Below are 25,236 nucleotides of genomic sequence, written 5' to 3' on the forward strand. Positions count from 1 at the left end.
CCGAAGCTTGCGGCTTTGCTTCTTCAGCTTTTCGGACGCCTGCATGTCAAAGTCACGCCGTTACGCCATCGTCGGCCTGTGCGCCCTGTTGTTGATTGTGCTGATCACCTGGTATTTCTCCCGCACCGCCCAGGTGGCCGTGCCTCCTGCCATTGCCCACGGTTACTCAAAAGCCTTGAAACAGGCGCATAACGGCGAGCCGGGCGCCGCGCGCGTGCTGTATCAGCAACTGGGCCGGCCGGACCTGTCACCCGAACGCCGCGCCGCGCTGCATGCCGAATTGCCCAACTACCCCAGCCCCCAGGCCTTGAAGCTCGCCGATAAAGACCTCACCAGCGACTCAGCGTTGGTGCGCGAAGCGGCCATCCACAGCATTGTCGGCCTGGTGCCCAGCGGCCAGCGCACCCTTCTGCTGGGCCCGGTGCTCGATGATCCCGAACAAAGCGTACGCTTTGCCGCCGCCAATGCCCTGCTCGGCCTGTCGCCCGACACCTTGGGCCTGTACTTCGGGCCATTGCAGCAGGTATTGGACGAGTTCGTGAAAAAGCTCAAGGCCCAGCCGGAAACGGCCGAAGGCTGGATTCAACTGGCGCGCCTGTACATCCACAGCGCCCTGCTGCCGGAAGCACAAAACGCGCTGGAACAGGCCATGCGCTTGCAGCCGGACAACCTGCAAGCGGTGGTCGCGCAGATCGAGTTGCTGGATAAACAGGGCAAGACCGATGAGTCCCGCCAATTGCTGGCCCGGCAATTGGCGGCGCACCCTGAGTCGGCCTACCTGCAACATGCCCTGGGTATGTGGCTGCTGCACCATGGCGAGCGCCCCTATGCGTTGCTCGGCCTGTCCAAGGCCGTGGAGCTGGAGCCGGACAATCAGGATTACCGCTACGACCTCGCTACCACCCTGCATGCCCAGCAGGAATTGGAAGCGGCCCAGCGCCAGTTGGAGGAAATCGTCCAGCGCCACCCGGCCAATCGCAAGGCGCGGGTGCTGCTGGTCAATTATTGGAAAGAAAGCGGCCAATTGCAGAATGTGCAGGTGCTGCTCGCCCAGCTGGAACAGCAAAACCCTGACGATCCGGCACTGCAGCAAGGCCTGTAGGCACAATAATCGCGCATCAGTTTGAACCGCCACAAAGCGCTACGGTCAAGAGAACATGGCGCGTCCACCTGGATGCGCATCCTCTACTCGTATGTGACCTGAGGGCACTTCTTGTCTACATCCAAAGCGTTGTTAACCGAAAAAGCAGCCATCGGCATCGAAGGTCTCGACGACATTCTTGCCGGAGGGCTATCGCGCAGCCACCTGTTCCTGCTGGAAGGTGAACCTGGCACCGGTAAAACCACGGTCGCCCTGCACTTCCTGCAGGCCGGGGCGAAAGCGGGTGAGCGAACGCTCTACATCACACTGTCCGAAACCGAGCGTGAGTTGCGCCAGGGCGCCGAGTCCCACGGTTGGGACCTGGACGACAATATTTATATCTTCGAACTGACCCCGCCGGAGAGCCTGCTGGATGCCGAGCATCAGCAGAGCCTGCTGTACTCTTCGGACCTGGAGCTGGGCGAAGCAACCCGGCAGATCTTCGAAGTGGTGGAGCGGGTCAAGCCGACCCGAGTGGTCATCGACAGCCTCTCGGAAATCCGCCTGCTCGCGCAAAGCTCGCTGCGCTATCGCCGCCAGATCCTGGCGATCAAGCATTACTTCGTGCGCTACGACGCCACCGTGCTGCTGCTCGACGACCTGACTACCGAATCACTCGACAAAACCGTGCACAGCGTGGCCCACGGGGTGATTCGCCTGGAAGAACTGACCCCCAACTACGGCGCCGAACGCCGTCGTGTGCGGGTGGTGAAATATCGCGGGCAGAAATATCGGGGTGGGTTTCACGACTTCACCATCATGCACGATGGCATTCACGTATTCCCGCGCCTGGTCGCCGCCGAGCATCGTGGCGGTTACATACGCCAGACCTTGAGCAGCGGCATTCGTGAGCTGGATGCCCTGATGGGCGGCGGCGTCGAGACCGGCTCCAGCAGCCTGATTCTCGGCCCGGCCGGTACCGGCAAATCGCTGATCTCGATGATCTTCGCCGCAGCGGCGGTAGGCCGTGGCGAAAAGGCCGCGCTGTTTATCTTCGATGAAGAACTGGGCCTGCTGTTCGAGCGCATGAACAATATGGGCATCGACCTCGCCGCCCTGCAGGCCACCGGCAACCTGCTGATCGAACAGGTGGACGCCGCCGAGTTGTCCCCCGGCGAGTTTTCCCACCGCGTGCGTCGTTGCGTGGACGAGCGCGGGATCAAGACGGTGGTCATCGACAGTATCAATGGCTACCAGGCGGCAATGCCGGAAGAAAACGCGCTGATCCTGCATATGCATGAACTGCTGCTGTACCTCAACCGCCGTGGCGCGGCGACGTTCATGACCGTTGCGCAACATGGACTGGTCGGCGACATGCAGGCTCCTGTCGACATCACTTACCTGGCCGACACCGTGATTCTGCTGCGTTATTTCGAGGCGTTGGGCAAGGTGCGCCGCGCCATCTCGATTATCAAGAAACGCACCGGCGCCCACGAGTCGACTATCCGTGAATACCGTATCAGCAGCCGCGGCATGACCGTCGGCGAACCGCTGGACAATTTCCAAGGGGTTTTGCGCGGCATCCCGACCTACATGGGCGCCGGTTCGCCTTTGCTCAAGGATGAGGGCGTGTGACCACCATTTCACCTGTATCCGAACGCGCAATCGTCCTGGCGCCCATGGGCCGTGATGGTTCGTTGGCGCTGATGATGCTCAAGGAAGCCGGCTACACCGGCATGGTTGCCAGCAGCCTGCCCGCATTGTGCGAGGCCGTGGAGCAAGGCGCCGGGATGCTTATCATCGCAGCCGAAGCCCTGCGCGGCGCGGACCTGGAGCCCCTGCTGGAATACCTTCACCAGCAGCCCGCCTGGTCCGACCTGCCCATCGTGCTGATGACCCATCACGGCGGCAGCGAGCAGAACGGTTCATCCCACCTCAGCGGCCTGCTGGGCAACGTGACGTTCCTGGAGCGCCCCTTCCACCCCGTGACCTTGATCAGCCTGGTGAGCGCGGCCCTGCGTGGACGGCGTCGGCAATATGAAGCACGGGACAGGTTGATCGACCTGAGCGAGAGCGAACTGCGCCTGCAGCGCACCCTTGAGACCCTGGAGCAGCAAGTCGAGGAACGCACGGCGCAGTTGCGCAGCAATGAAGAAGCCTTGCGCCAATCCCAGAAGATGGAAGCCGTCGGCCAGTTGACCGGCGGTATCGCCCATGACTTCAACAACATGCTCACCGGTATTATCGGCAGCCTGGAGCTGCTGCGAAGGCGTGTGTCCCGCGGCAAGCTGGACGATCTGGACAGCCTGATCGACCTCGGCGTGACCTCCGCCAACCGCGCCGCCGGCCTCACCCACCGCCTGCTGGCGTTCTCGCGGCGCCAATCGCTGGATTCCAAGCCGGTACAGATCAACCAACTGGTGACGTCCATGGGCGAGCTGCTGCAACGCAGCCTCAACGAAAGCATCGCCTTGGACATGCGCCTGGACACTCAGTTGTGGACCGCCGAGGCCGACCCCAATCAACTGGAAAGTGCCCTGCTCAACCTGGCGCTCAACGCCCGGGATGCCATGCCGAGTGGGGGCCGCCTGGTTGTCGAAACCTGCAACCGTCACCTCGACAGCGTCTTCACCGCCGCCTACGGCACGCTCAAGCCCGGCGACTACGTGGAACTGAGCGTCAGCGACACCGGCTGCGGTATTCCGGAAAGCCTCATGGGCCGGGTATTCGACCCCTTCTTTACCACCAAGCCCATTGGCCAGGGCACCGGCCTGGGCTTGTCGATGATCTACGGTTTCGCGCGCCAGTCGCGCGGCCATGTAACCCTCCACAGCGAGGTAGGCAAAGGCACCACGGTGAGCCTGTTCCTGCCGCGTTTCGTCGGCGAAATCACCCCCGATGTGACCGTGGACCCTGCCCTGTTGCCGATCGCCAACAGCGGGGAAACCGTGCTGATCGTCGAGGACGACCCGGCGGTGCGCGTGCTGGTCAGCCAGGTATTGAGTGAGCTGGGCTACGCCTTTGTCGAAGCGGGCGATGCCGATGGCGCACTGCCGATTATCGAATCCAGCCAGCGCATTGACCTGATGATCAGCGACGTCGGCTTGCCCGGCATGAATGGACGCCAACTGGCAGAGATAGGCCGGCAGGTTCGTCCGGACCTGAAGGTGCTGTTCATTACCGGATATGCCGAGCATGCGGCGGTGCGTGGGGGGTTCCTGGATCCGGGGATGCAGTTGATCACCAAGCCATTTACCTTTGATTTGTTGACGGCGAAGGTGCGGGAGATGATTCGGGCGTAAATGGCCATTAGCCAAGCAGTGTCATTCAGGCTCAGGAAGAGCCTGATGCACCACCTGGCCCTTCAGGCCAACAACCGCTGTATATGCTCCTGCAAGGTATCCAGGTCAAACGGCTTGGCCAGGATCGGCGCATTGCGCGTGATCGGGCTGTTGCAGTCGAGAATCTCCTGCGGGTAGCCGCTGATAAAGATCACTTTCAATTCCGGGCGCAACTTGAGCGCGGGCTCAGCGATCTGCACGCCGGAAATCCCACCGGGCAAACGGTAGTCGGTGACCATCAGGTCCAAGTGCGGCTTGGTGGCGAGGATTTCAAAGGCCTGCTCCCCGTTGATCGCCTTCAATACCCGATACCCCAGGCCGGCCAGGTACTCACCCAGCACAAACATAATGGATTCGTCGTCCTCGACGATCAGTACGACATCTTGTGCATCTTCACTCATGGGAAGCCTTTGTCCGGTCAATTGCTGCAATTACGACCATGGGGTCACGTAGAGGTTGCGTCGGGGTGACGATTGATTTCATGCCGACGGTTCAAGGGGCAGGCACACCCGGAACAAGGCGCCCTCGCCTATCTGGCTCTCGACCTCGATGGTGCCGCCATGGGCGGCTACGATCTGCTCGGAAATAAACAACCCAAGGCCCAGTCCCGCGGCAACCTGGCTGGCTGACACACGTTCGAACTGCTGGAAAATACGCTTCTGGTTCTCTTCGCTGATGCCGATCCCGTGGTCACGCACTTCTACCCTGGCTTCGCCATGCTCGGTATACACGCGCACCTCCACCGGGCTCTTGGCCCCGTAGCGCAGGGCGTTGGTCAGCAGGTTGGTGACCACCTGTTCGATACGAAACTCATCCCAGTTGCCCACCACCGGCCCCTCGGCCGCGAGGTGCATCGACGATTCGGCGGCAGCCACCTGCGGTGCGAAATTCTCCACCAGGTTGCTCACCAATTGCGCCAGGTCGAAGCGCCCCGGGCGTATCGACAGTTTGCCGGTGCGGATACGCGAGACGTCGAGCATGTCTTCGATCAGGCGGATCAGGCTCTGGATCTGGCGCTCATCGCGGTCGACCATGGCGTGCATCTTGTCCAGGGTGAACGCGGCGGCGTTATCCCGGGCCAGGTGCATCTTGCGCAGCTGGGTTTCGAGAATCAGGCCGTTAAGGGGCGTACGCACCTCGTGGGCGACGATCGACATGAAGTCGTCGCGCATGCGCACCGCCTGCTCCAGCTCGGCCTGGGTGGCCTGCAGGCGCGTGAGCAACAGCTCCTGCTCGCGGCGGCTGCGCTCCAGGGCTTCGACTTGCTGCTTCATCGCCTTGCTCTGGCGGTACAGGTCGACAAACACATTGACCTTGCTCTTGACCGCGTGGATATCCAGCGGCTTGTGCAGGAAGTCCACAGCGCCACTTTCATAGCCCTTGAACGCATAATTGAGTTCACGGCCGGCGGCGCTGACGAACACAATCGGAATGTTTTTGGTTTTCTCGGTGCCGCGCATCAGCTCGGCCAGTTCGAACCCGTTCATGCCGGGCATCTGCACATCGAGAATCGCCATGGCGAACTCGTGCTCCAGCAACAGGGACAAGGCCTCATCGGCGCTCAAAGCCTTGAAGACCTGACGGTCCTCGCGCTTGATCAACGCTTCGAGGGCCAGCAGGTTTTCCGGCAGATCGTCGACGATCAGCAGTTTGGCCTGGACAGTACTTAACATGGGGAGGATTCCAGGGAAGCCAGCAATGCGGCAATGCGGCTCAGGGTCAGAATATGGTCAGGGGTGTGCAGGGCCAGGGCCGCCCGCGGCATCACGGCAATCCGCGCTTCGCTGGGGTCCTGGACCACCGTGGTGCCGCCCGAATGCTTGACATGGGCCAGCCCGTGGGCGCCGTCCTGGTTGGCCCCCGTCAACAAAATCGCCAGCAGGCCCTGGCCATAGGCATCGGCGGCGGAGGCAAACAGGTAGTCGATCGCCGGCCGGGAATGGTGTACCCGCTCTTCCTGGCTGAGGGACAGGCTGCGGTCATGCTCGACCGAAAGGTGATAACCAGGCCCGGCGAAATACAACGTGCCCGCCTGGATCGCTTCCTTGTCCTGCCCTTCCCGTACCGGAATCGGCAGGCGTCGCGCAAAGACTTCCGCCAGTTGGCTGCGGCGCTCATCCGGCAGGTGCAATACGGCTATGATCGGCAGGCCGAAGGTGTCGGGCAGTTCGCTGAAAATACTCAGCAACGCCTCGACGCCGCCGGCGGAGGCGCCGACGACGATGGCTTCAATCCCGCGAATCGGGTTGGCGGCAACGTCGGTCATGATTTGCGGTAGATCCGTTCCTGCTTGACCAAGGGTTCGAATTGCTTGCTGTAGGCGGAAAAGTCCAGGGTTTCCTTACTGCCCAGGACCAGGAAGCCGCGATGGCACAGCGACTCATGAAACAATCCAAACGCCCGATCCTGCAATTTTTTATTGAAATAGATCAGCACGTTACGACATGAAATTAATTGAGTTTCTGAGAATACACTGTCGGTTGCCAGGCTATGGTCGGCGAAGGTCACATTCTCCCGCAACGATTTGTCGAAGATCGCGTAATCGTAAGCCGCCGTGTAGTAGTCGGCAAATGATCGCTGCCCCCCGGCCTGCTGATAATTGGCGGTGTAGGCCCGCACATTCTCCAGGGAGAAGATGCCTTGCTTGGCTTTATCCAGGGACGCGGGGTTGATGTCGGTGGCATAGATGATCGTGCGTTCCAGCAGCCCTTCCTCACGCAACAGGATGGCCATGGAGTACACCTCCTCCCCCGTGCTGCAGCCGGCAATCCAGATCTTGATCGACGGGTAGGTCTTGAGCAGCGGCACCACTTCCTGACGGATCGCCAGGAAGTGCGACGGGTCGCGAAACATCTCGCTCACCGGGATCGTCAGGAACTGCAGCAACTGCATGAACGCCGCCGGGTCGTGCAGCACCCGCTCCTGCAGCGCTGAAATCGTGGCGCAGTCGAACTGGCGCAAGGCATGGGCCACGCGGCGTTTGACCGACGCGCCGGAGTAGTCGCGAAAGTCGTAGCTGTACTTGAGGTAAATCGCCTCGATCAACAGGCGCAGCTCAATATCGCTGCTCTTCTCCAAAAAACGTTGCTCCACTTAAATGCGTTCCATCTTCGGTAGCCACACGCGAATCAGCGAGAACAGGCGATCCAGGTCGATCGGCTTGGCCAGGTAGTCGTTGGAACCCGCCGCGAGGCAGCGCTCCTGGTCGTCTTTCATGGCCTTGGCCGTCACCGCGATGATCGGCAGTTTCTTCCAGCGCGGGTCCTGGCGGATCAAGGCGGCGGCCTCGTAGCCGTCCATCTCCGGCATCATCACGTCCATCAGCACCAGGTCGATATCGTCGACTTCATTGAGTCTCTCGATGGCTTCGCGGCCGTTACGCCCGATCACCACCACGGCACCTTTGTGCTCCAGGGCGCTGGTCAGGGCGAAGATGTTACGCACATCGTCGTCCACCAACAGGATCTTGCGCCCTTCGAAGACCTTGTCGCGGCTGCGAGCGGTCTTGAGCATCTTCTGGCGGTCATGGGACAGCTGGGATTCGACTTTGTGCAGAAAGAGTGTGACTTCATCGAGCAGGCGCTCTGGCGAGCGGGCGCCCTTGATGATGATCGAGCGCGAATACTTGCGCAGTTCGGCCTCTTCATCGCGGGTCAGGTTGCGCCCGGTGTAGACGATCACCGGCGGGAACGAGCAGATATCTTCGGTGGCCATGCGCTTGAGCAACTCGTTGCCCAGCATGTCCGGCAGCTTGAGGTCGATGATCATGCAGTCATAGACGTTGGTGCGCAGCAGTTCCAGGGCGGCCTGGGCATAGCCGACATCGGTGATCTCGATGTCATCGTCGCCGATCAGGCGGGCAATGCTGTCGCGCTGCAGGTCATCGTCCTCCACCAGCAGTACGCGCTTGACCTTCTGGGTCAGCTTGGCCTCAAGGCGCGCAAACACGTCCTTGAGCTCTTCGCGCGTCGTCGGTTTTACCGCATAGCCGATGGCGCCCATATGCATGGCGGCTTCGACACGGTCCTCCACGGAAATCACGTGCACCGGGATATGGCGCGTGTTGGCGTGCTCCTTGAGGCGTTGCAGCACGGTGAGCCCGGAATGGTCCGGCAGGCGCATGTCCAGCAGGATCGCATCGGGAATGTACTCCTCGGCCAGGCTGTAGCCCTCGTCCGCACCGTGGGCCACCAGGCACTGGTAACCCAGCTCATGGGCCAGGTCGAACAGGATACGGGCGAAGTTCGGTTCGTCCTCCACCACCAGGATGCAGCGGGTGGTGAACGGCGCCTTGTCGCGGTCATCGGCGAAGCGCGGGATCTGCCTGGTATCGGCCACCGGCAGCGGCGAAATTGCGATGGGCGTGGGTGCGGGTGCGGTAATCACCTGGCGCGGCGGCTCGATTGGCGCGGCATCTTCCTCGCGTTCGACATACTGCTCCGGCAACACCAGGGTGAAGGTGCTGCCTTTGCCGGGCTCACTGGTCACGCTGATATAGCCGCCAAGCAACGCGGCCAGGTCGCGGGAAATCGACAGGCCCAGGCCAGTGCCGCCGTAACGGCGGTTGGTGGTGCCATCGGCCTGGCGGAACGCCTCGAAGATGCTTTCCTGCTGGTCCGGGGCAATCCCGATGCCCGAATCGCGCACGGTAAAGGCGATGCCTTCCCCCGGCGCGCGGGACACCGACAGGCTGACCTCGCCTTGCTCGGTGAACTTGATCGCGTTGGAGAGCAGGTTCTTGAGGATCTGCTCCAGGCGCTGGCGGTCGGTGAACAGCATGATCGGTGCATCGGCCTGCACCTGTACCTGAAACCCCAGCTTACGGTCGGCGGCCAACGGCTCGAACATCCCGCGCAGGCCATCGACCAGGCGCGTGACGCTTGAATTTTCCGGCCGCACTTCCAACTTGCCGGCTTCCACCTTGGAAATATCCAGGATGTCGTTGATCAGGTTGAGCAGGTCATTGCCCGCCGAATAGATCGACTCGGCAAACTTGACCTGTTCGGCGCTGAGGTTTTCCTGGGGGTTTTCCGCCAGCAACTTGGCCAGGATCAACGAACTGTTCAGCGGCGTGCGCAGTTCGTGGGACATATTGGCGAGGAATTCGGACTTGTACTTGCTGGAGCGCTGCAATTCATCGGCGCGATCTTCCAGCTCCAGCTGGGCCTGGTTGAGTTCGACGTTCTTGCGGTCCATGGCGTCGCGCTGTTCGGCCAGGGTCTGGGTCTGTTCGGCCAGTTGCTCGTTGGTCTGCTCCAGCTCTGCCTGCTGGGTTTCCAGGTGAGCCTGAGACTCCTTGAGAATGCGCGACTGTTCTTCGAGTTCTTCGTTGGCGGTCTTGAGTTCTTCCTGCTGGACCTGCAGTTCTTCGTTGAGCTGCTGGGTTTCGGCCAGCACTTCCTGCAGGCGTTGGCGATAACGGGCGGCTTCGATGGAGGTGCCGATATTGCCGGCGATCAGCTCCAGCAGTTCGACGTCGCGCTCCTCCAGCGGGCGCAAAAAGCCCAGTTCGATCACACCGTTGACACGGTCGTCATCGCTGGTGGGAACCACCAGCACGCTGCGGGTCGAGCCTTCCCCCAGGCCGGAGCTGACCTTGAAGTAGTCCACCGGCACGTCGTCCAGGCGAATCAGGCGATCGAGCTGGGCGGCCTGCCCGACGATGCCCTCATCGCTGTAGATCGACTGCTCCAGCTGTTCCTGCTCGCGGGAGAAACCATAGGTGGCCACGCGCTTGAGGCCGCCGTGCTCTTCGCGGACATACAGCGCCGCCACCGCCGAGCCCATGTACTGGGCAAAGAACTGCAGGATATTGCGTCCGAGCATGTTCAGGGTGAGTTGGCCGAGCACTTGTTCGGCCAGTTCGGTCTGGCCGTTACGCAGCCATGCCTGTCGCTCCAGGCGCTGCGCGATCTTCTGTTGTGACGCGAGGTTTGCGCTGTAACTATCTGACAGGGAAAGTAAATTTTTTCTACCGATATACGCCAGGATCCCGCTCAGGCCGAGAACGAACAACAGATAGAGGGTGACGCTGATCACCGTGGTGCGCGTGACTTGTTCGTTGCGAGTGATCCGGAACTGCTGCTCCATCGCCACCGCGTCCTCGTATTCCTTGCGAATTTCGTCGGTCAGGCGCTTGCCCCGGCCGGACTTGACGGCGTTGCGGTAGTCACCGCTTTCGCGCTGCAGGTCGATCATCGACTGGGCGTATTTGTTCCATTCGGCTTGCAGGGCTTCCAGGCGTTTCAGGCGGTCCACCTGTTGCGGGTTGTCCGCCACCAGCTCCTGCAAGTTACGCAGGTCGGCAATGATGCGCGGCTTGGCCACTTCGTACGGGTCGAGGAAGTGCTCGTCCCCGGTGATCAGGAAACCACGCATGCCGGTTTCAAGATCGACGGTCAGCTTGGACGACTCGTTGAGGTTGTTGATGACCCGGTCCGTGTGTTCCACCCACTGGATCACCGCGAGCAAATAGGTGATCAGACAGACGAAAAACACCGCGCTGAGCACGCCCACCCCCAGGGGCAATGCCACGTTTCGGCTGAGCAGTGTACGAAAGCTCTTTTCATCGACGGACGACGCGGGAGTCATGGGCATGCCTTGGCCAAATAGGGAAAAACCGGGAGTTTGCCCCAAAGTGCCGGTAGAGGGCTACGTTTCTGACGCGAAACATATTCACATCCCAAACTTGCCACCGCCGATGCCCGACATTTATGGAACCAATGCCGGAGGAACACCTTTGTGCGCTCCCGACACTCAACGGAGGTCTGAAGCAGGTCCAGGGAGGACCAACAACCAAAGGTAATGAAAATGTCATCCTCATTGAGCGTCCAACCACGCCCCTCGGTTATAGATCACTCCATTGCATCGACGCCTGCTCAGTCGCAGGCCACCCCTGGTAACACCCTGTCCATACACAGCGACCCAGCTTCAACACCTGCACGACGCTCCTCGGATGAATCGCAGCCTCTTTCACCCCAAGCACGCGCGCAGGCAAACGCACAGAACTGGAAGAACCTCGCGCACCAGCTCACCGAGGCGACGAAGAGCCTGGGAGAGGACGCGACTCCAGCAGCCGTGTTGTCACATTTGAAAACCACTCAAACAGTCATTGATCCACACTCGGCCTTTCACCCGTCCGGCATGCCGGGCAGCGAGTCCGCCGCCAGCCTGGAAAGCTTTATCAAGCATCACGATTTACCTATCCCTGAAACCCGAGCTGACCTGGTTCACTTGGCAGATGCCGCTAACGCTCGGGCCCTGGAACCGCCGCTGGGTGATCTAGGAGGTGGCTTATCCTGGCCCCTTCCCCTGACCCAGGAACAACGGCGCAAGATACGGGTCATCGTCGAGTCCAGCATCCTGCGCAGCAATATCCGGACAGAGCCCTCCTTAGTCCGGGCGGAGCTGGCCAAAGCGGCGCTGGGTGCGCTTATCAAGGCCAGCGCTCTTTCGGATGTCGAACTGCAAGACCCGGCCAGGGCGCTGGACACCCTGCTCAAGTCCCCCATGGCCCAGAAGATAGGGCAAGGGATCCAGGACGGGCTGAATGGTATCGACACGCCAACCAGCATCAGCGATTACGTGTTGGCCGCCCTTCACATCGGTCTCGATCGTGAATCCGTCGTGTTGCCTGTGAGAAATTCAATCGCCGGCTTTGACTTGAGCCATCAAGACTATTGGGGCCTGCCACCGTCAGCCATCGTCGAGCGGCTCAGTAAACATCTGGTGACTAAAGGCAGGGCCACGCCGGCCACGGCCAAGCTGGCCACCCACCTGTTGCTGTCACGCACAGCCCCCCAGTTCCTGGTCAAGGATATTCCCGACACACTGGTGAACGGCAGCCAGGCCTGGGTGAGTTTCTGCCTTGCGGTGGCCAAGGTCGAAGCGAGTGCGCCGGGGACCGCATCACAAATGAGCTACGGCCAGGTCATGAGTGCCGCACAAGCCTTGAATGGTCCTGCGGAACACGCCATCACGCCGTTGTTACTGGATTGGGGCGTGTCCAATGGTTTGGTCGAAAAGAAGGACGATGCCCTCTACACCCCTGAGGAAGTGGACAGCATCCGGACCGCGTTCAATGAGCAGTTAAGTGCCAGAATCAAGGCCTCCCAATCACTCACTGCCGAGATTCCAAGTAGAAAAGCCATCGCCCTGGAAAAACTCAAGGAGCATTTTGGCGAGCGCACTGACTTTGAGTCGAAAAGTCTCTCAACCGTCTCCGATGACAAAGCCAAGCAACTGGATGGCAAGCACTCGATGCTGGACATGGCCATGATGGGCATCAACGTCAACTGGAAAACCGACGACCCTGGCCTTCCTATCCACGCGATCAACCAGCAACCCAGGCTCAACGTCAATGGGATATTCCTGGGGCAATACGAATCGGCAATCGAATCACTCAAAGATGGCATTGAGACCCAGGTAAAACACATGATTTCCGAGCTGCCACTGGAAGATCGGAAAAACCTGGAGTTCGGTAAAATCGAATTATTTCAATACAACCAATACAAGATTGGCAGGGGTTTCATAAACCCGGCCACTTTCCAATCCAAGCTCAATGAATTGCTGGTAAGAACCGAAAGGCAGGTTGACGGAAAAACCGAGGTCAATGTTTATGAGATCGATGTCCGGAACAAACGCATCGTCAAGCGACAGAGTGAGGCAGCCATTACGCGGGGTGGATGGCGCGACGCGAATATATCGACCAAAGTGGAAAAGTTCACCCCTGAGCACAAGGACCGGCTCGAGCGAGAACAGCCGCCGGAGGACCCTTCTCGTCCCCCATCGAGTTTCACCTCTACCCGAACACACGACCTGGCAGGCGCTTTTTTTGAGCACCTTGGTATCAGGAACCAATGGCAACAAGCCAGGGGAAGCACGACATTCGATCAGCAGAAAGAAAGTAATGAGCGACTCAGGCAGTTTTTTCTCAACTTGATTCCCTTGAGATCGGCCATTGTCAACTTTCGTGACGGTGACTATGAAGCCGGGCTTTTGGACCTCGGCCTGGATGCTCTCGGGCTGCTGACCATGGGTTACGGTGCTGCCGCAAAGCTCGCCAAGGTGGCTTCATCCTCGGCGTCCACTGCCGTAAAGGCATTGCAGGCGGGTCGCGTCATCGGCAGTAGCCTTATCAGCTCGCTCAACCCGTTGAGCGGAGTGAGGGGCGCGGCGACGGGAGGCGCCAAGCTGGCCACGCGCGGCGCAAAATTTCTCGGCGACTCCGGGCAGGTACTGATCAACAAGGTGCGTGGCGCATCCGGAAGCTATGACCTGTTGAAGGCGGCAAACAAGCAATATGGCCCGACGCTGATAGGGTCTTATAAGGTCGGAGAGCAAAGCGTCGAAGGCTTTGCCGTGTTGAAAAACGATCAGTGGTTCAGTTATGACCCTGTCCGGAACCTGCCCTATGGCCCGCCAATCGAGGATTTCTCCCCCCTGCGCGGCAGTCTGTTCGATAGCGTCGCGGATATGCACCTGACGAGTGTAGGAACGAATATCGCTAAGGCGAGGACCTCCAACGCACTTCCAAAATTCAACCAGGGTTATCGAAGCGGTGCATTGGATGACCTGTCGGATTACGCTGGAGAGCGCAGTTTCGAAGCGTTGGTGGCACTCGCCGCAAAACCTGGCAGGACACCGGAAGAAATGGGGATTCTGGCCAGGGAGTTGAAGACCAGAAGAATTGAAGACGGCGAGTATTTCACCGCGCTGCTTGCCAGCGACGTCGGGAATCCCGGGGTTTCCATCAATCGCTTTGCCCAGTCGGACTACCTCGGCCGTGTCGATCTGACCTCCAAGGGCGATTGCGCCGGGCTATCGAATGCCATGGCGCTCGCCTTGCATCGAGGCGACGAAAAAATATTCCTCGACAATCTTCGCAAGGCGTCCACGACTAAATCGCCCTCTTCGCTGCATGACAAATTCAATCGCGATATAAAAACACTGCAGTACGCCGTAAACACAAAGGACACCTTCCATATAAACGCCGCCCCTTCACTGATCAATCATCAGTCCATCATCGACGACCTGAGCAAGTCCACTGCGTCAAAATACCTGAGAATCAGCACGGAAGATCACGCCATGCTGGCGGGTGTCAGAGTCAAGGATGGCCAAAAAGAGTGGTTTTTCTTCGAACCCAATGGCGGGCTGGTCAGTTTTGACAACGTAGAGTCCATGCGCGAAGGCATCGAAAAAATCCTCAGCAGCGGCGGTGTCAGCGCGACCTTGAAGCCTAAGGTTTCGCCGGCGGGCAAAAAGGAATTCCACGTGAGCGCTTTCCATCCCGATGACATCGTCACAGACAAGGTCGACAGTTTTGCGGTTTCAATCATGGTGTCCACGCCCTTGCCGTCTTGACGCATGGGATTGCCCCGGCCCCCGGCAGGGTTGGGGCTCCTGAAAAAGCAAGGCGTTGAACGGTGCGCAGGAGGGCGCCACTGACCGCTCGCGGCCCCTCGTGGTTAACGCGACATTTTCCTCCATTCCCGTCACAATGCCCGCGCCAACGGAACTTGCCGAGATTGACGCGACTCATTAGAGAATGGTCTTTCAACCGCTAAAGACCTGCACCTCCATTTTTTCGGGAACCCTCATTATGTCCGCAGCCCCCTCCACCCTCCTTGTCGTCGAAGACGATGCCATCGTGCGCATGTTGATCGTTGATGTGCTCGAAGAGTTGGAGTTCCTGGTGCTTGAAGCTGCCGACGCTGAAGAAGCCTTGAAGATTGTCGAAAATGCCGCGCAGCACATCGACCTGATGATGACCGACGTCGGCCTGCCGGATATGGACGGTAAGCAATTGGCAGCCAAGGTGCGTGAAGTGCGGCCCACCCTGCCGATCCTGTTTGCCAGCGGCTATGCCGAGAACATCGATGTGCCCGCCGGCATGCAGGTGATCGCCAAGCCGTTCTCCATCGATCAATTGCGCGACAAAGTCAAATCGATGCTGCCTGCCGCCTGACCACCCCTCTTTTACACAGTGCCGCCCATCGAGGCGGCTATTTGTGCGTCTTTACCCACAGGTTCAAGCCGCCGTACGGATCGGCATTGATGAGTTCGCATAATTCGCAGGGATTAACGTGACGTTCGGGAAATAAAACAGGAAACTCATCGCCTTTATTCCCCGTCAGTCAAACGCACTTTGGAAGGACGCGACAACATGATTGGAAAACCGACGCGCCTGCTGTTGGCGAGCCTCTCGATACTCATGAGTACCGGCGCCTGGGCCGATTTCACCGCCACCCCCAGCGAAGCCCGGGCCATCGCCAAGGAAGCCTACCTGTATGGCTACCCAGTGGTGGAGATGTACAAGACGCTCTACACCCAGGCCGTCGACAAGGGCGGCGCCAACTTCAAGGCGCCGTTCAACCATATCGGCAATACAGCTCAGGTGTTCACCCCCAAGGACACCGCGGTCGTCACCCCGAACCTGGACACGCCCTACTCCTTCGTCTGGCTGGACCTGCGCAGCGAGCCTCAGGTTCTGACACTGCCCAGGATCGAAGACAACCGTTATTACTCGGTGCAGTTGATCGATCTCTACACACAGAACATCGCCTACCTGGGCACCCGCAGCACCGGCAACAACGGCGGCCACTACATGATCGCCGGCCCTGACTGGAAAGGTCAGCAACCGGTCAACGTGGACCGTGTGGTGTACAGCGAAAGCAACATCGCCTACGCCCTCTACCGTACGCAGTTGTTCGACGAGAAGGACCTGAACAAGGTCAAGCAGATTCAGAACGGCTACAAAGTGCAGTCACTGAGCAGCTACGTGAAGCAAGCCGCGCCGGCCAAGGCTCCGAAAGTGGAGTGGCCCAAGCCCATGGCGACCATGACCGAAGGTCCGCAACTGTTTCGCTACCTGAACTTCATGCTGGCCTTCGCCGCGCCCCAGGACAGCGAGAAAGACCTGCTGGCGCGTTTCGCCAAGATCGGTATCGCCCCAGGCGCGCCCTTCAAGGTCAAGGCGTTGACCGCTGAACAGCGCAAGGCCCTGGAAGACGGTATCTCCGATGCCCGCGCCGAGTTTGCCGCGTTCAAAAAGGACAAGGTCGACACGCATCAAGTCTCCAGTGCCGATTTGTACGGCAGCCGCGACCACCTGAACAACAACTACCTGTACCGCTACGCCGGTGCGGACATGGGGATTTTCGGTAACTCCGGCGATGAGGTCGCGTACCTGAGCTACGTCATCGACAGCGAGGGCAAGCCTGCCAACGGCGCACGCCACAGCTACACCGTGCATTTCGCCAAGGACCAGTTGCCACCGGCCGATGCGTTCTGGTCCCTGACCATGTACGACGCCAAGACCAAGCAACTGGTGCCCAACCACAAGAAACGCTACCTGATCAACTCGCACATGCTGTCCGGCCTCAAGCGCGACGCCGATGGCGGCCTGACCCTGGCCCTGCAGCACCACGAGCCGCCAAAAGCCGAGCAGAGCAACTGGTTGCCGGCCCCACCCGGTCCGTTCTACGCAATCCTGCGGATTTACCTGCCCACGCCTGAGGTGGGTAACGGCCAGTGGAAACTGCCGCCGTTGACGCCGCTCAAGTAACACCGCGTGCCCGGTCGCCGCAGGGCTGGACCGGGCCAGTCCTACCACGAGCCCTACCCCCTACTACCGCTGGTTTATCAACCTGTAAAACGGGTAACGTGCGCGCGATTGTCTATGGAGTTGCACTGCACATGACTTGCTGGAATCTCCTCGGCCTGGCCCCGGATGCCGATAGCCGCGCGATCAAGCGCCAATACGCCGCCCTGCTGAAGAAAACCCGGCCGGATGATGACCCCGAGGGTTTCCAGCGCCTGCGCGAAGCCTATGAGGCCGCGCTGGAGTGGAGCCAGGGGCAGCAGGAAGCTGACGAAGTGGTCATCGACATCCTGGGCGACGGCCTTGCCGACCACTACCAGGCAGCCATGGCCCATGGCAATGCGCTGCACTTTGAAATCCAGCTGTTGTTACGCGACATCGAGGGGCATCTCAACCCCGAAGACACCCGCTGGGCCTTTGAAACCTTCAACTGGCTGACGGCCTGGCAGCGCCTGGAGTTGCCCGGCGAGCTGATCGAAAGACTCGAGCGCAAGCACCGCAGCGCGTTGCAGCAACCCTTTCGCCAGGCCCTTGAGCAAAAGGACGAGGCCGCTTTCCTGGCTGCCTATGCCGCACGTTCCGAACATCCCTGGGTGAACAATCATCCCCATGCCGAGTGGTTCAACCAATGGCTGGCCCGCCTGCTTGCACAGAGTCACTACTGGTCGAGCGCAGTGTTCGACGCGGTGTGCGCCGGCCAGCACTGGCATGGCGGCGCCGGTCACGACTGCCCGGCGGGGGATTGGGCGCGGCTGTTGCAACGCCAGCAAGGCCCGGTCTTCATGGCACGCCAACGGGCACTGGCAGCCGAAGCGCCCAACAGCCCGCAACAACGTGCCGCCCGGCTGCTATTGGCTCCGATGAGCCTGGGGCAGCGCCGTGCCTTCGCCCAACGCTTCGATGAACATGACTGGAAAGCCTGCCAGGCACTCAGCGCAGATATCTACGCCGACCATGTGGCCGAAGCCGAAGCGATGCCCGGCGGTACCGTGTATTTCTGGCAAGGGTGGGACACGGCCATGGACACCTGGCCCTGGATTGTCGCACTGGTGTTGAGCTGCCTGGTGGGCGTGCTGGTGAATGCCGAGCCCCTGGCCGGCAATGTGCTGCCGACCTTGGGCTACGGCCTGCTGTGGGCGTTGGGCGCCGTGATAGGTGCCGGATTGGCTTGGCAGGTCTGGCGCCCGCTGGCTCATCAGTACCGCGTGCTCGATGAACGACTCAGTGAGCACCTGCCGCGCTGGCTCAGCCCTACTCACCTGCCGTTGTTGCCGATACGGGACCTGCTGCCAGGGCTGGTCCTTGTCGCAGCGCTGGGTTACGCCTTCGGCCCGTTTGCCAGCCTGGCGCTGGTCGCGACCCTGGCGGTTATCGGCGTCATCAAGCGACCCTTCATGAACAGCCACACCCCCTGGACCGCCCGCCACCCGCGCTGGACGGCCCTGGGCATGGTGCTGTTGGTCACCAGTGGGATTGTGCTGTACGCCGGCTTGAAGGTGCTCGACAACCAGCAACACGTGACCCGTAACCAGGGCCTGCAACAGTGGCCCGAACGCCTGTGCAGCCGCATGCCTCGCACCGCCCCCGACTGTCAGGCGCCCGCCACCCAGGCACAGTGGTATGGCCAGGAGGCCGCGCAATGAATCCGAAATGGTTGTTACCCATCAGCCTGGTATTGGGCCTGGGATTGCTCGGTGTGGCCGGCGCCACCAAACCCCTGCAACGCGTGCAATTATGGCTCGACCAACGGGACAGCCCTTCCACCGCAACGGCCAGCGCACTGGCCCCGATCATTGACTGCGTGAACCGCATTGATCGCGATACGCGCCTGGCGTACTACCGTATGCGTTCGACACAGCCCGAAGCACCCACCCAGGATAAATTTGGCGACCGTGATGAGCCTGAACCGCGCCTTATCCAAGCGGCGGTCTGTTCGCAGTTGTACACACTCAAACTGGAGCGCCAGCAGCCCGGAAGCCACCTCGGTACTCTCGCCACGGTGTATGCCGACAAGCTGAATAAATTCACCTCGCTGGCAGACATGGTTGACCCGATACAAACCGAAGGTATGCCGTCGAACATACGCCAGTTTGTGGCACAGGCCATGAACAAGAGTCTGGAGGAGCAACTGGCCCAGCGGGGCGAAGAATACCTGCGGGCATCCGCCGAATTACGCAACCATTTGCAGGACGAAGACCTCCGTTTGCGCCCGGCACAGCTGGAGCGACTCGAATCGCGCTTCGGCCGGGACCTGCATTGGCACCTGCTCAACCATATGATCGCCGCCCGCCAGGCGATGAACCAGATTGACCAGGGTGTACGCGACGCCAGCCTGACGCCTCAGCAACTGTTCAGCTTGACCGAGACGCTGCAACAGGCCAGCGATGCCAGCAAGGACTTCCTGGTGAAAATGCCGCGCAGCAAACGGGAGGATGAAGCCACTCACCTCTGGTACGCCACCCGCGCGTCAGCCGACGCGTACCTCCAGGCGTTGCGCACCCTGCATCAGGACTGGCGGGAACACGCCCCACCACAGCAACTGAGCGATGACTACTACCTCATCACCCGTCGCTACGACGCCCTGCTCAGCTACTACAACAAACCCGCCAGGAATGCGTTCTAGTCCCTAGTGTTTTTTCAGCTTCACATACGACTGATGCAGGTCCGACGCCCAGCCATCGATCACGCCTTTCACGTCATCGGCCTTCATCACCTGCGAGTCGTTGGACAGCGGCTTGCCCGTGCCCTTGCGCACCACTTGGGCGAGCACCTTGCCACTGGCACCATCGAGGAACTGCGCCTCGGTGCCCAGGGTGGTTTCCTGGTCTCGGATGCCGGTACCGGTACTCACCGCTGCCGCCACCAGGGCCACGGGCACGAATTCATAGGGTTTGAGGCCTTCGGTCTTGCTGCTGACGGCGGTGATCGCCGCACGTACCACCATCACACCGGGGCCGGGCCCGTTGGCCAGGGGCAGTGATTTGCCCAGCTCACGCTTGAGCGCCTGGTTGAAGTAGGTGTTGATGCCATTGAGGGTGCTGTCGGGGATTTTCGTGGTGGCCTGGGGCTTGGGGTAGAACTGCGTCGGTTCGATATACACCGCGGTATAGCGGCTCAGGTCGAGTTGGGGGTCTACCCAGCGCATCACCTCGACCCCCGAAGGCGACTTGGCTTCCTTGAGTTGGCTGTAGTCGGACAGAAAGCCTGAGTACTCGTCCGGTTGGGTGACCTTGCTGGCGCAGCCGGCCATTGCGATGGAGGCCACGCACAGCGTACTGATCATTAGCCTTAGTTTCATCATTGAACTCCCTGGCGATCATCATCGAAACATGGAGCTGTAGGTATAGCCAATCCTGGGAAAAAAATGCGTATTTCCACCCAGTGTCTGACACACCGGCGTCCCCCATCGACGTTGCGCGAAGCGGGAGCCCTCAGCCGCGTTCGCGCGGGATCAGGCTCTGCAACTGCGTAGCCAGGAAATTGGCGTCAAAGCCAAAGGTGTCCGGGTCTTTGAGGCCATTTGTTTTCTTCCACAGCCAGTCGTTTTTGTCGGCCGGCAGCACCAGCGACACACTGCCGTGGCGGGCAGCGGTCAGGCCCATCACCGACACCGAGATCAAACCGCCCACGCCCATGACTTCAGGCACGAACTCCACGGTCTTACCGGTGATCTGCACCAGCAGCTTTTCGGTCTTGAAGGTCGAGGTCTCCACCGGTACGCCCGGCCCGCTGGCGACATAGGCTTCACGGTGCACCTCCAGCAGGCCGACAGTCTTGACCGGCTCCAGCCATTGCTCGATCTGCCCGAACAGCTCGTCGAGCTTGTGCGTCCAGCGCGCCGACTGCACATCGAACTGCTGCTTCTTGTGCGCTTCGCTATCGGCGTAATGACGAAGCATCTCGCCCAGTTGCTGTACATCGTCCATTGCAGATTTCCTTGGGTGTGCCAGGTTGCGATGCCCGATCATGGCAGATGCGGCCACTGACCGTACGATTAACGCTGACAGGCCAGTGGGCGTGCTTGTCGACTGATCCGCTGTAATGAGGTTTTTCTGAGCCTGTTTTGTTTTTCCCGCGTTTCCTACAGTGCCCGCCACTTGGAACCGTGGGAGGACTAAGCATGAGCACAGCAATAACCGGGCAGGCCTATAACTATAAAGTCGTCCGCCAATTCGTGATCGCCACCCTTGTGTGGGGCGTGGTGGGTATGGCCATGGGCGTGTGGATCGCCTCGCAACTGGTCTGGCCGCAGATGAACCTGGACCTGCCCTGGACCACGTTCGGCCGGTTGCGGCCGTTGCACACCAGCCTGGTGATCTTTGGCTTCGCCGGCAGTGCGCAATTTGCCGCCAGCTACTATGCGGTGCAACGGACCTGCCAGGTGCGCCTGTTTTCCGACCGCCTCGCCGCGTTTACCTTCTGGGGCTGGCAGTCGGTGATCGTGATCATGCTGGTCAGCCTGCCCCTGGGCTACACCACCACCAAGGAATACGCCGAGATCGAGTTTTCCGGCGCGGTGTGGATGACCGTGGTGTGGGTGGCCTACGCCATTGTGTTCTTCACCACGGTGGTAAGGCGCAAGACCCGGCATATCTACGTGGGCAACTGGTTTTTCGGCGCGTTTATCCTGGTGATCGCCATGTTGCACGTGGTCAATCACCTGGCGATCCCGGTGGATTGGTTCAAGTCCTACCCGGTGTATTCCGGCGCGACCGATGCCATGGTGCAGTGGTGGTACGGGCATAACGCCGTGGGCTTTTTCCTCACCACCGGTTTCCTGGGGATGATGTATTACTTCGTACCCAAGCAGGTGGGCCGGCCGGTGTACTCCTATCGCCTGTCCATCGTGCACTTCTGGGCGCTGATCACCCTGTACATCTGGGCCGGCCCGCACCATTTGCACTACACCGCCTTGCCCGACTGGGCGCAGTCACTGGGCATGGCCATGTCGCTGATCCTGCTGGCCCCGAGCTGGGGCGGCATGATCAACGGCATGATGACCTTGTCCGGTGCCTGGCATAAGCTGCGCACCGACCCGATCCTGCGCTTCCTGGTGCTGTCCCTGGCGTTCTATGGCATGTCGACCTTCGAAGGTCCGATGATGGCGATCAAGACCGTCAACGCCCTCTCCCACTACACCGACTGGACCATCGGCCACGTACACGCCGGTGCCCTGGGCTGGGTGGCGATGATCACCTTTGGCTCGCTGTACCACATGATCCCCAAGCTGTTCGGCCGCGAGCAGATGCACAGCGTGGCGCTGATCAACCTGCACTTCTGGCTGGCAACCATCGGCACGGTGCTGTACATCGCCTCGATGTGGGTCAACGGCATCACCCAAGGCCTGATGTGGCGCGCGGTAAACGACGACGGCACCCTCACCTACTCGTTTGTCGAAGCCTTGCAGGCCAGCCATCCGGGGTTTGTGGTGCGGTTTGCGGGGGGCGTGTTTTTCCTCACGGGCATGTTGCTGATGGCCTACAACACTTGGCGCACGGTGCGGGTCGCAGACTTGAACGTGGCCCGGCTCGATGCGCGGATCGCCTGATATGTGGAGCGTGCTGATCGTGGTGTGCCTGTACGCTGCGGTGGAGTATTGCCTGCGCGGGCAGTCCGAGACGAGCCTGGACGAAGCCAGCATGTTGCCGTTCGCCGACGACCCGGAGGTGGCGCGGCGCGTGGAGCAGGCCACGGGTAAACCCATCCACGCCATTGCCGCGGAGCAACCCCGGCCGGGATGGGGCAACCTGGACATGTGAAACTGCTCCGGTCATTTGGCGGGCAACTGCGTATGACTATTCAGCGGCTGATGGGTAAGGTGAAGCGACTTTCCCTGTCAGGAGCATCACATGCGCACCATCGGCCTTATCGGCGGCATGAGCTGGGAGTCCAGCGCCGAGTACTACCGCATCATCAACCAGCGCGTGCGCGACCAGCTCGGCCCGCTGCGCTCGGCCCAGGTGTTGATGTACAGCGTGGACTTCGGCCCGGTGGAACAGGCCCAGCACGCCGGGCGTTGGGATGACACCGCGCTGATCCTGGAAGACGCCGCGCGCCGTTTGCAGGCCGGCGGCGCCGAATGCGTGGTGTTGTGTACCAACACCATGCACTTGGTGGCGCCGCGTATCGAGGCGGCGGTGTCGATTCCCTTCCTGCATATCGCCGATGCGGCCGCTGCGGCGGCGGTGGCAGCCGGCACCCTGACCGTCGGCTTGCTCGGCACCGCGTTCACCATGGAGCAGGATTTTCTCACGTCACGCCTGGCCGCCCAGGGCCTCACCGTGCTGGTGCCGGACGCGGAGGAGCGCCGCGCCGTGCACCGGATCATCTATGAGGAGTTGTGCGTCGGCGTGATCAGCGATGCATCACGCCAGGTTTATCTGCGGGTCATCGAGTCCCTGGCCGCACGGGGTGCCCAGGCGGTCATCCTCGGTTGCACGGAAATCAGCCTGTTGGTCAAGCCCGAACACAGCGACCTGCCGCTGCTGGACACCACCGAGCTGCATGCGCAGGCTGCGGTGGCGTTTGCGCTGGAGGGTTAAGCCGACTGGCGCAGGCGCGCCATGCTCAGGGTGTCGACAAACACCCCATCGCGCAGGGCGTAGTCACGCAAGCGCCCTTCGACCTCGAAGCCGAACTTGCGGTACAGGTGGTGCGCGGCTTCGTTGTCGGCGTACACCGTGAGTTCCACCCGGTGCAGGTTCATCCAGTTGTCGGCCACGTCCAGCGCGGCCGTCAACAGCCGCGAGCCTACGCCCTTGCCCTGCCAGGCCGTCGCCACGCCCATGCCGAACGAACCGACATGGGCCTGGCGCACGCGCAGGTACTGTTCCAGGCCCAGTTGGCCGATCACCTCGCCGCCGTGCACCGCCACCAGTTGCAGGCGCCGCTCGTTGTCGGTGACCAGGCGTTTGCGCCAGACATCCACCGACTGGAACGGCATCTGCAGCACCTGCCGGCACACGGCCGGTTCGTTATAGAGCGCCGCCACACCGTCAAGGTGGGCCTCGGTAAAGCGCTGGATCACGATATGGGGTTCAGGTGCGTGCATGGTGTTTCATCCTTTGAAAGACACGTGGCCGACCAGTGTAGAGGCCGTGCCTGCTCCCTGGCTAGGGCGCCGGCACGGTCGTCCATAACGACGGCCAGTCGCCGTAACCGACACCGGTGCAGCGCGGCATGCTATGAAATTCACTGAGCTGGAACGCCTTGCCGTCAAACACCCAGACACCACCGCCGCCACAGTCACCGATGCCACGCTGCTTGTAGAAATAACTCAAGGTGCCGGTGGCTTCGTCATAGCCCACCGAGCCTTGCAGCGCGGCGCCGTCCAACGGCAAGGGCTCAAGCGCCAGCGGCGTTTGCGCATAGGGCGCCTGACGCTGGCGGCTGGTCACGTCGAACTCACAGTTGTAGGCCGCGCAGTCGTAACGCACCACCGTCATCGCCTGTTGCGCCGTCAGCGCCCCGGCCTTTGCCTCGGGCTCACCCTCCTCCGGCGTCACGGCCTGCACTGCAGCGGCCACCAGGCCGGCCTGTTCCTGCGCGGTCAACGCCGGCGGCGCAGGAAACTTGCGCAACACCGGTGTCGGCAAACGTGGCGGCACCTCACGGGCCGGCGCTTTTCCGGGGCGTGCCAGGGCCGTCACGTTATCCACCCGCCCCTGCACCGCATCCATCAACAGCAGCGAAGCGCTCAGGCCGCTCAGCGACACATGGGCCTGTTCGTCGCCCGGCAATTGCAGGCGCTGGCCATTGCGCAAACGCTGCAACCAGCGCCGCGCCGCAGCGTCCTCGATCACGCCGTAAGACTGCACCTCGGGATCGCCGCCCTGATCGTCCAGTTCCACATGCAGATCCCGGGTCAGCTCCAGGCCCAGCGGCTGACCGTCCAACAGCAAGGTCGACAGGTCCAGCGCTTCGCCGCGGTGGTCGAAGCGCAAGCGCAGATACCCTTCGGGACCGGCCTGATGCCAGATATGTAAGGTCAGGGAGCTGTAGTCTTCTTCATCGACGCCACTGGGCGCGCTGAGGGCATGGCAATTGCGCAGGTTGTCGCACCCGGTGACCCAGTTCTTGATTTCCCGTAGCAGCGGTACGGTTTCAGCGGGCGGTTGAGCGAAGGCCTGGGTGGCGGTGCCGGTCAGCAGCAGGGCCAGGAGAACGGGGCGCAGCATGGGGACTCTCCGTGTCGAAAAATGACGCGGATTGTC

General features: G+C 60.9%; 20 protein-coding genes. 11 read left to right on the forward strand and 9 right to left on the reverse strand.

From position 1 onward, the window contains the following. Positions 1 to 43 precede the first annotated feature (43 nt). The 3 genes from BLW22_RS13910 to BLW22_RS13920 all read left to right on the forward strand — a co-directional run bounded on the left by BLW22_RS13910 (position 44) and on the right by BLW22_RS13920 (position 4,383). The gene (locus BLW22_RS13910; RefSeq protein ID WP_065927518.1) at positions 44 to 1,102 is read left to right on the forward strand and encodes a tetratricopeptide repeat protein; all 1,059 of its coding nucleotides are present in this window, start codon (positions 44 to 46) and stop codon (positions 1,100 to 1,102) included. A 111-nt stretch (positions 1,103 to 1,213) separates the two neighbouring features. Continuing rightward, on the forward strand, positions 1,214 to 2,716 hold the full coding sequence (locus BLW22_RS13915; RefSeq protein ID WP_065946983.1) for an ATPase domain-containing protein: 1,503 nt from the start codon (positions 1,214 to 1,216) through the stop codon (positions 2,714 to 2,716). Then, entirely contained in the window at positions 2,713 to 4,383 is a 1,671-nt protein-coding gene (locus BLW22_RS13920) for a response regulator (protein WP_065927517.1), read from the forward strand. Before BLW22_RS13915 ends, BLW22_RS13920 begins: the two co-directional genes overlap by 4 nt. A gap of 62 nt (positions 4,384 to 4,445) precedes the next feature. Here the strand turns inward: BLW22_RS13920 and BLW22_RS13925 are convergent, their stop codons facing one another. The 5 genes from BLW22_RS13925 to BLW22_RS13945 form a co-directional block, all read right to left on the reverse strand. Next, the gene (locus BLW22_RS13925) at positions 4,446 to 4,823 is read right to left on the reverse strand and encodes a response regulator (RefSeq protein ID WP_057703059.1); all 378 of its coding nucleotides are present in this window, start codon (positions 4,821 to 4,823) and stop codon (positions 4,446 to 4,448) included. 78 nt (positions 4,824 to 4,901) lie between these two features. Then, a complete protein-coding gene (locus BLW22_RS13930; RefSeq protein WP_065927516.1) occupies positions 4,902 to 6,095 on the reverse strand; it encodes a hybrid sensor histidine kinase/response regulator in 1,194 nt (397 codons plus the stop codon). After that, positions 6,089 to 6,688, reverse strand: a complete 600-nt coding sequence (locus BLW22_RS13935; protein ID WP_065927515.1) for a chemotaxis protein CheB — start codon at positions 6,686 to 6,688, stop codon at positions 6,089 to 6,091. The genes BLW22_RS13930 and BLW22_RS13935 overlap by 7 nt, the downstream gene beginning before the upstream one ends. After that, entirely contained in the window at positions 6,685 to 7,515 is an 831-nt protein-coding gene (locus BLW22_RS13940; RefSeq protein ID WP_174562736.1) for a CheR family methyltransferase, read from the reverse strand. Before BLW22_RS13940 ends, BLW22_RS13935 begins: the two co-directional genes overlap by 4 nt. Further along, positions 7,516 to 11,013, reverse strand: coding sequence for a response regulator (locus tag BLW22_RS13945; protein ID WP_074846812.1), 3,498 nt, complete (start codon positions 11,011 to 11,013; stop codon positions 7,516 to 7,518). A gap of 219 nt (positions 11,014 to 11,232) precedes the next feature. Between BLW22_RS13945 and BLW22_RS13950 the strand changes: the two genes are divergently transcribed. The 5 genes from BLW22_RS13950 (at position 11,233) to BLW22_RS13970 (ending at position 19,646) form a co-directional block, all read left to right on the forward strand. Then, complete coding sequence (locus tag BLW22_RS13950; protein WP_143045131.1) at positions 11,233 to 14,784, forward strand: hypothetical protein; 3,552 nt, start codon at positions 11,233 to 11,235, stop codon at positions 14,782 to 14,784. A gap of 238 nt (positions 14,785 to 15,022) precedes the next feature. Next, on the forward strand, positions 15,023 to 15,388 hold the full coding sequence (locus BLW22_RS13955) for a response regulator (protein WP_065927512.1): 366 nt from the start codon (positions 15,023 to 15,025) through the stop codon (positions 15,386 to 15,388). Between the two features lie 198 nt (positions 15,389 to 15,586). After that, positions 15,587 to 16,987: a DUF1254 domain-containing protein gene (locus BLW22_RS13960; RefSeq protein ID WP_065927511.1), complete on the forward strand. Its 1,401-nt coding sequence runs from the start codon at positions 15,587 to 15,589 to the stop codon at positions 16,985 to 16,987. A gap of 131 nt (positions 16,988 to 17,118) precedes the next feature. Further along, positions 17,119 to 18,666, forward strand: coding sequence for a J domain-containing protein (locus tag BLW22_RS13965; RefSeq protein WP_074846814.1), 1,548 nt, complete (start codon positions 17,119 to 17,121; stop codon positions 18,664 to 18,666). Then, on the forward strand, positions 18,663 to 19,646 hold the full coding sequence (locus BLW22_RS13970; protein ID WP_074846815.1) for a DUF3829 domain-containing protein: 984 nt from the start codon (positions 18,663 to 18,665) through the stop codon (positions 19,644 to 19,646). Before BLW22_RS13965 ends, BLW22_RS13970 begins: the two co-directional genes overlap by 4 nt. A 3-nt stretch (positions 19,647 to 19,649) precedes the next feature. On the opposite strand, the gene BLW22_RS13975 is transcribed toward BLW22_RS13970, so the two are convergent. Together BLW22_RS13975 and BLW22_RS13980 are read right to left on the reverse strand one after the other, a co-directional pair. Beyond that, positions 19,650 to 20,321 (reverse strand): DUF3313 domain-containing protein, encoded by a 672-nt coding sequence (locus BLW22_RS13975; RefSeq protein WP_074846816.1) that lies wholly within the window; start codon positions 20,319 to 20,321, stop codon positions 19,650 to 19,652. Positions 20,322 to 20,454: 133 nt separating this feature from the next. After that, positions 20,455 to 20,949 carry a hypothetical protein gene (locus tag BLW22_RS13980; RefSeq protein ID WP_065946974.1) on the reverse strand — a complete coding sequence of 165 codons (495 nt, stop codon included), beginning with the start codon at positions 20,947 to 20,949 and terminating at the stop codon, positions 20,455 to 20,457. 194 nt (positions 20,950 to 21,143) lie between these two features. On the opposite strand from BLW22_RS13980, the gene ccoN reads away from it, so the two are divergent. The 3 genes from ccoN (at position 21,144) to BLW22_RS13995 (ending at position 23,565) form a co-directional block, all read left to right on the forward strand. Continuing rightward, complete coding sequence (gene ccoN / locus BLW22_RS13985; protein WP_065927506.1) at positions 21,144 to 22,571, forward strand: cytochrome-c oxidase, cbb3-type subunit I; 1,428 nt, start codon at positions 21,144 to 21,146, stop codon at positions 22,569 to 22,571. Position 22,572: 1 nt separating this feature from the next. Continuing rightward, complete coding sequence (locus tag BLW22_RS13990; protein ID WP_065946973.1) at positions 22,573 to 22,782, forward strand: hypothetical protein; 210 nt, start codon at positions 22,573 to 22,575, stop codon at positions 22,780 to 22,782. 90 nt (positions 22,783 to 22,872) lie between these two features. Further along, the gene (locus BLW22_RS13995) at positions 22,873 to 23,565 is read left to right on the forward strand and encodes an aspartate/glutamate racemase family protein (protein ID WP_065927504.1); all 693 of its coding nucleotides are present in this window, start codon (positions 22,873 to 22,875) and stop codon (positions 23,563 to 23,565) included. Here BLW22_RS13995 and BLW22_RS14000 read toward each other — a convergent pair. Both BLW22_RS14000 and BLW22_RS14005 read right to left on the reverse strand, forming a co-directional pair. Further along, on the reverse strand, positions 23,562 to 24,074 hold the full coding sequence (locus BLW22_RS14000; protein WP_065927503.1) for a GNAT family N-acetyltransferase: 513 nt from the start codon (positions 24,072 to 24,074) through the stop codon (positions 23,562 to 23,564). The genes BLW22_RS13995 and BLW22_RS14000 overlap by 4 nt on opposite strands. Positions 24,075 to 24,135: 61 nt before the next feature. After that, positions 24,136 to 25,200, reverse strand: coding sequence for a DUF1176 domain-containing protein (locus BLW22_RS14005; RefSeq protein WP_074846817.1), 1,065 nt, complete (start codon positions 25,198 to 25,200; stop codon positions 24,136 to 24,138). Positions 25,201 to 25,236: the final 36 nt, after the last annotated feature.

The sequence above is a fragment of the Pseudomonas marginalis genome (assembly GCF_900105325.1).
GTDB classification, from domain to species: Bacteria; Pseudomonadota; Gammaproteobacteria; order Pseudomonadales; family Pseudomonadaceae; genus Aquipseudomonas; species Aquipseudomonas marginalis.

Coding starts and splice junctions, on each gene's coding strand:
- BLW22_RS13910 (WP_065927518.1), top strand. CDS start 44: ATGTCAAAGTCACGCCGTTACGCCATCGTCGGCCTGTGCGCCCTGTTG.
- BLW22_RS13925 (WP_057703059.1), bottom strand. CDS start 4,823: ATGAGTGAAGATGCACAAGATGTCGTACTGATCGTCGAGGACGACGAA.
- BLW22_RS13930 (WP_065927516.1), bottom strand. CDS start 6,095: ATGTTAAGTACTGTCCAGGCCAAACTGCTGATCGTCGACGATCTGCCG.
- BLW22_RS13935 (WP_065927515.1), bottom strand. CDS start 6,688: ATGACCGACGTTGCCGCCAACCCGATTCGCGGGATTGAAGCCATCGTC.
- BLW22_RS13945 (WP_074846812.1), bottom strand. CDS start 11,013: ATGACTCCCGCGTCGTCCGTCGATGAAAAGAGCTTTCGTACACTGCTC.
- BLW22_RS13950 (WP_143045131.1), top strand. CDS start 11,233: ATGTCATCCTCATTGAGCGTCCAACCACGCCCCTCGGTTATAGATCAC.
- BLW22_RS13955 (WP_065927512.1), top strand. CDS start 15,023: ATGTCCGCAGCCCCCTCCACCCTCCTTGTCGTCGAAGACGATGCCATC.
- BLW22_RS13960 (WP_065927511.1), top strand. CDS start 15,587: ATGATTGGAAAACCGACGCGCCTGCTGTTGGCGAGCCTCTCGATACTC.
- BLW22_RS13965 (WP_074846814.1), top strand. CDS start 17,119: ATGACTTGCTGGAATCTCCTCGGCCTGGCCCCGGATGCCGATAGCCGC.
- BLW22_RS13970 (WP_074846815.1), top strand. CDS start 18,663: ATGAATCCGAAATGGTTGTTACCCATCAGCCTGGTATTGGGCCTGGGA.
- BLW22_RS13975 (WP_074846816.1), bottom strand. CDS start 20,321: ATGAAACTAAGGCTAATGATCAGTACGCTGTGCGTGGCCTCCATCGCA.
- BLW22_RS13980 (WP_065946974.1), bottom strand. CDS start 20,949: ATGGACGATGTACAGCAACTGGGCGAGATGCTTCGTCATTACGCCGAT.
- ccoN (WP_065927506.1), top strand. CDS start 21,144: ATGAGCACAGCAATAACCGGGCAGGCCTATAACTATAAAGTCGTCCGC.
- BLW22_RS13990 (WP_065946973.1), top strand. CDS start 22,573: ATGTGGAGCGTGCTGATCGTGGTGTGCCTGTACGCTGCGGTGGAGTAT.
- BLW22_RS13995 (WP_065927504.1), top strand. CDS start 22,873: ATGCGCACCATCGGCCTTATCGGCGGCATGAGCTGGGAGTCCAGCGCC.
- BLW22_RS14000 (WP_065927503.1), bottom strand. CDS start 24,074: ATGCACGCACCTGAACCCCATATCGTGATCCAGCGCTTTACCGAGGCC.
- BLW22_RS14005 (WP_074846817.1), bottom strand. CDS start 25,200: ATGCTGCGCCCCGTTCTCCTGGCCCTGCTGCTGACCGGCACCGCCACC.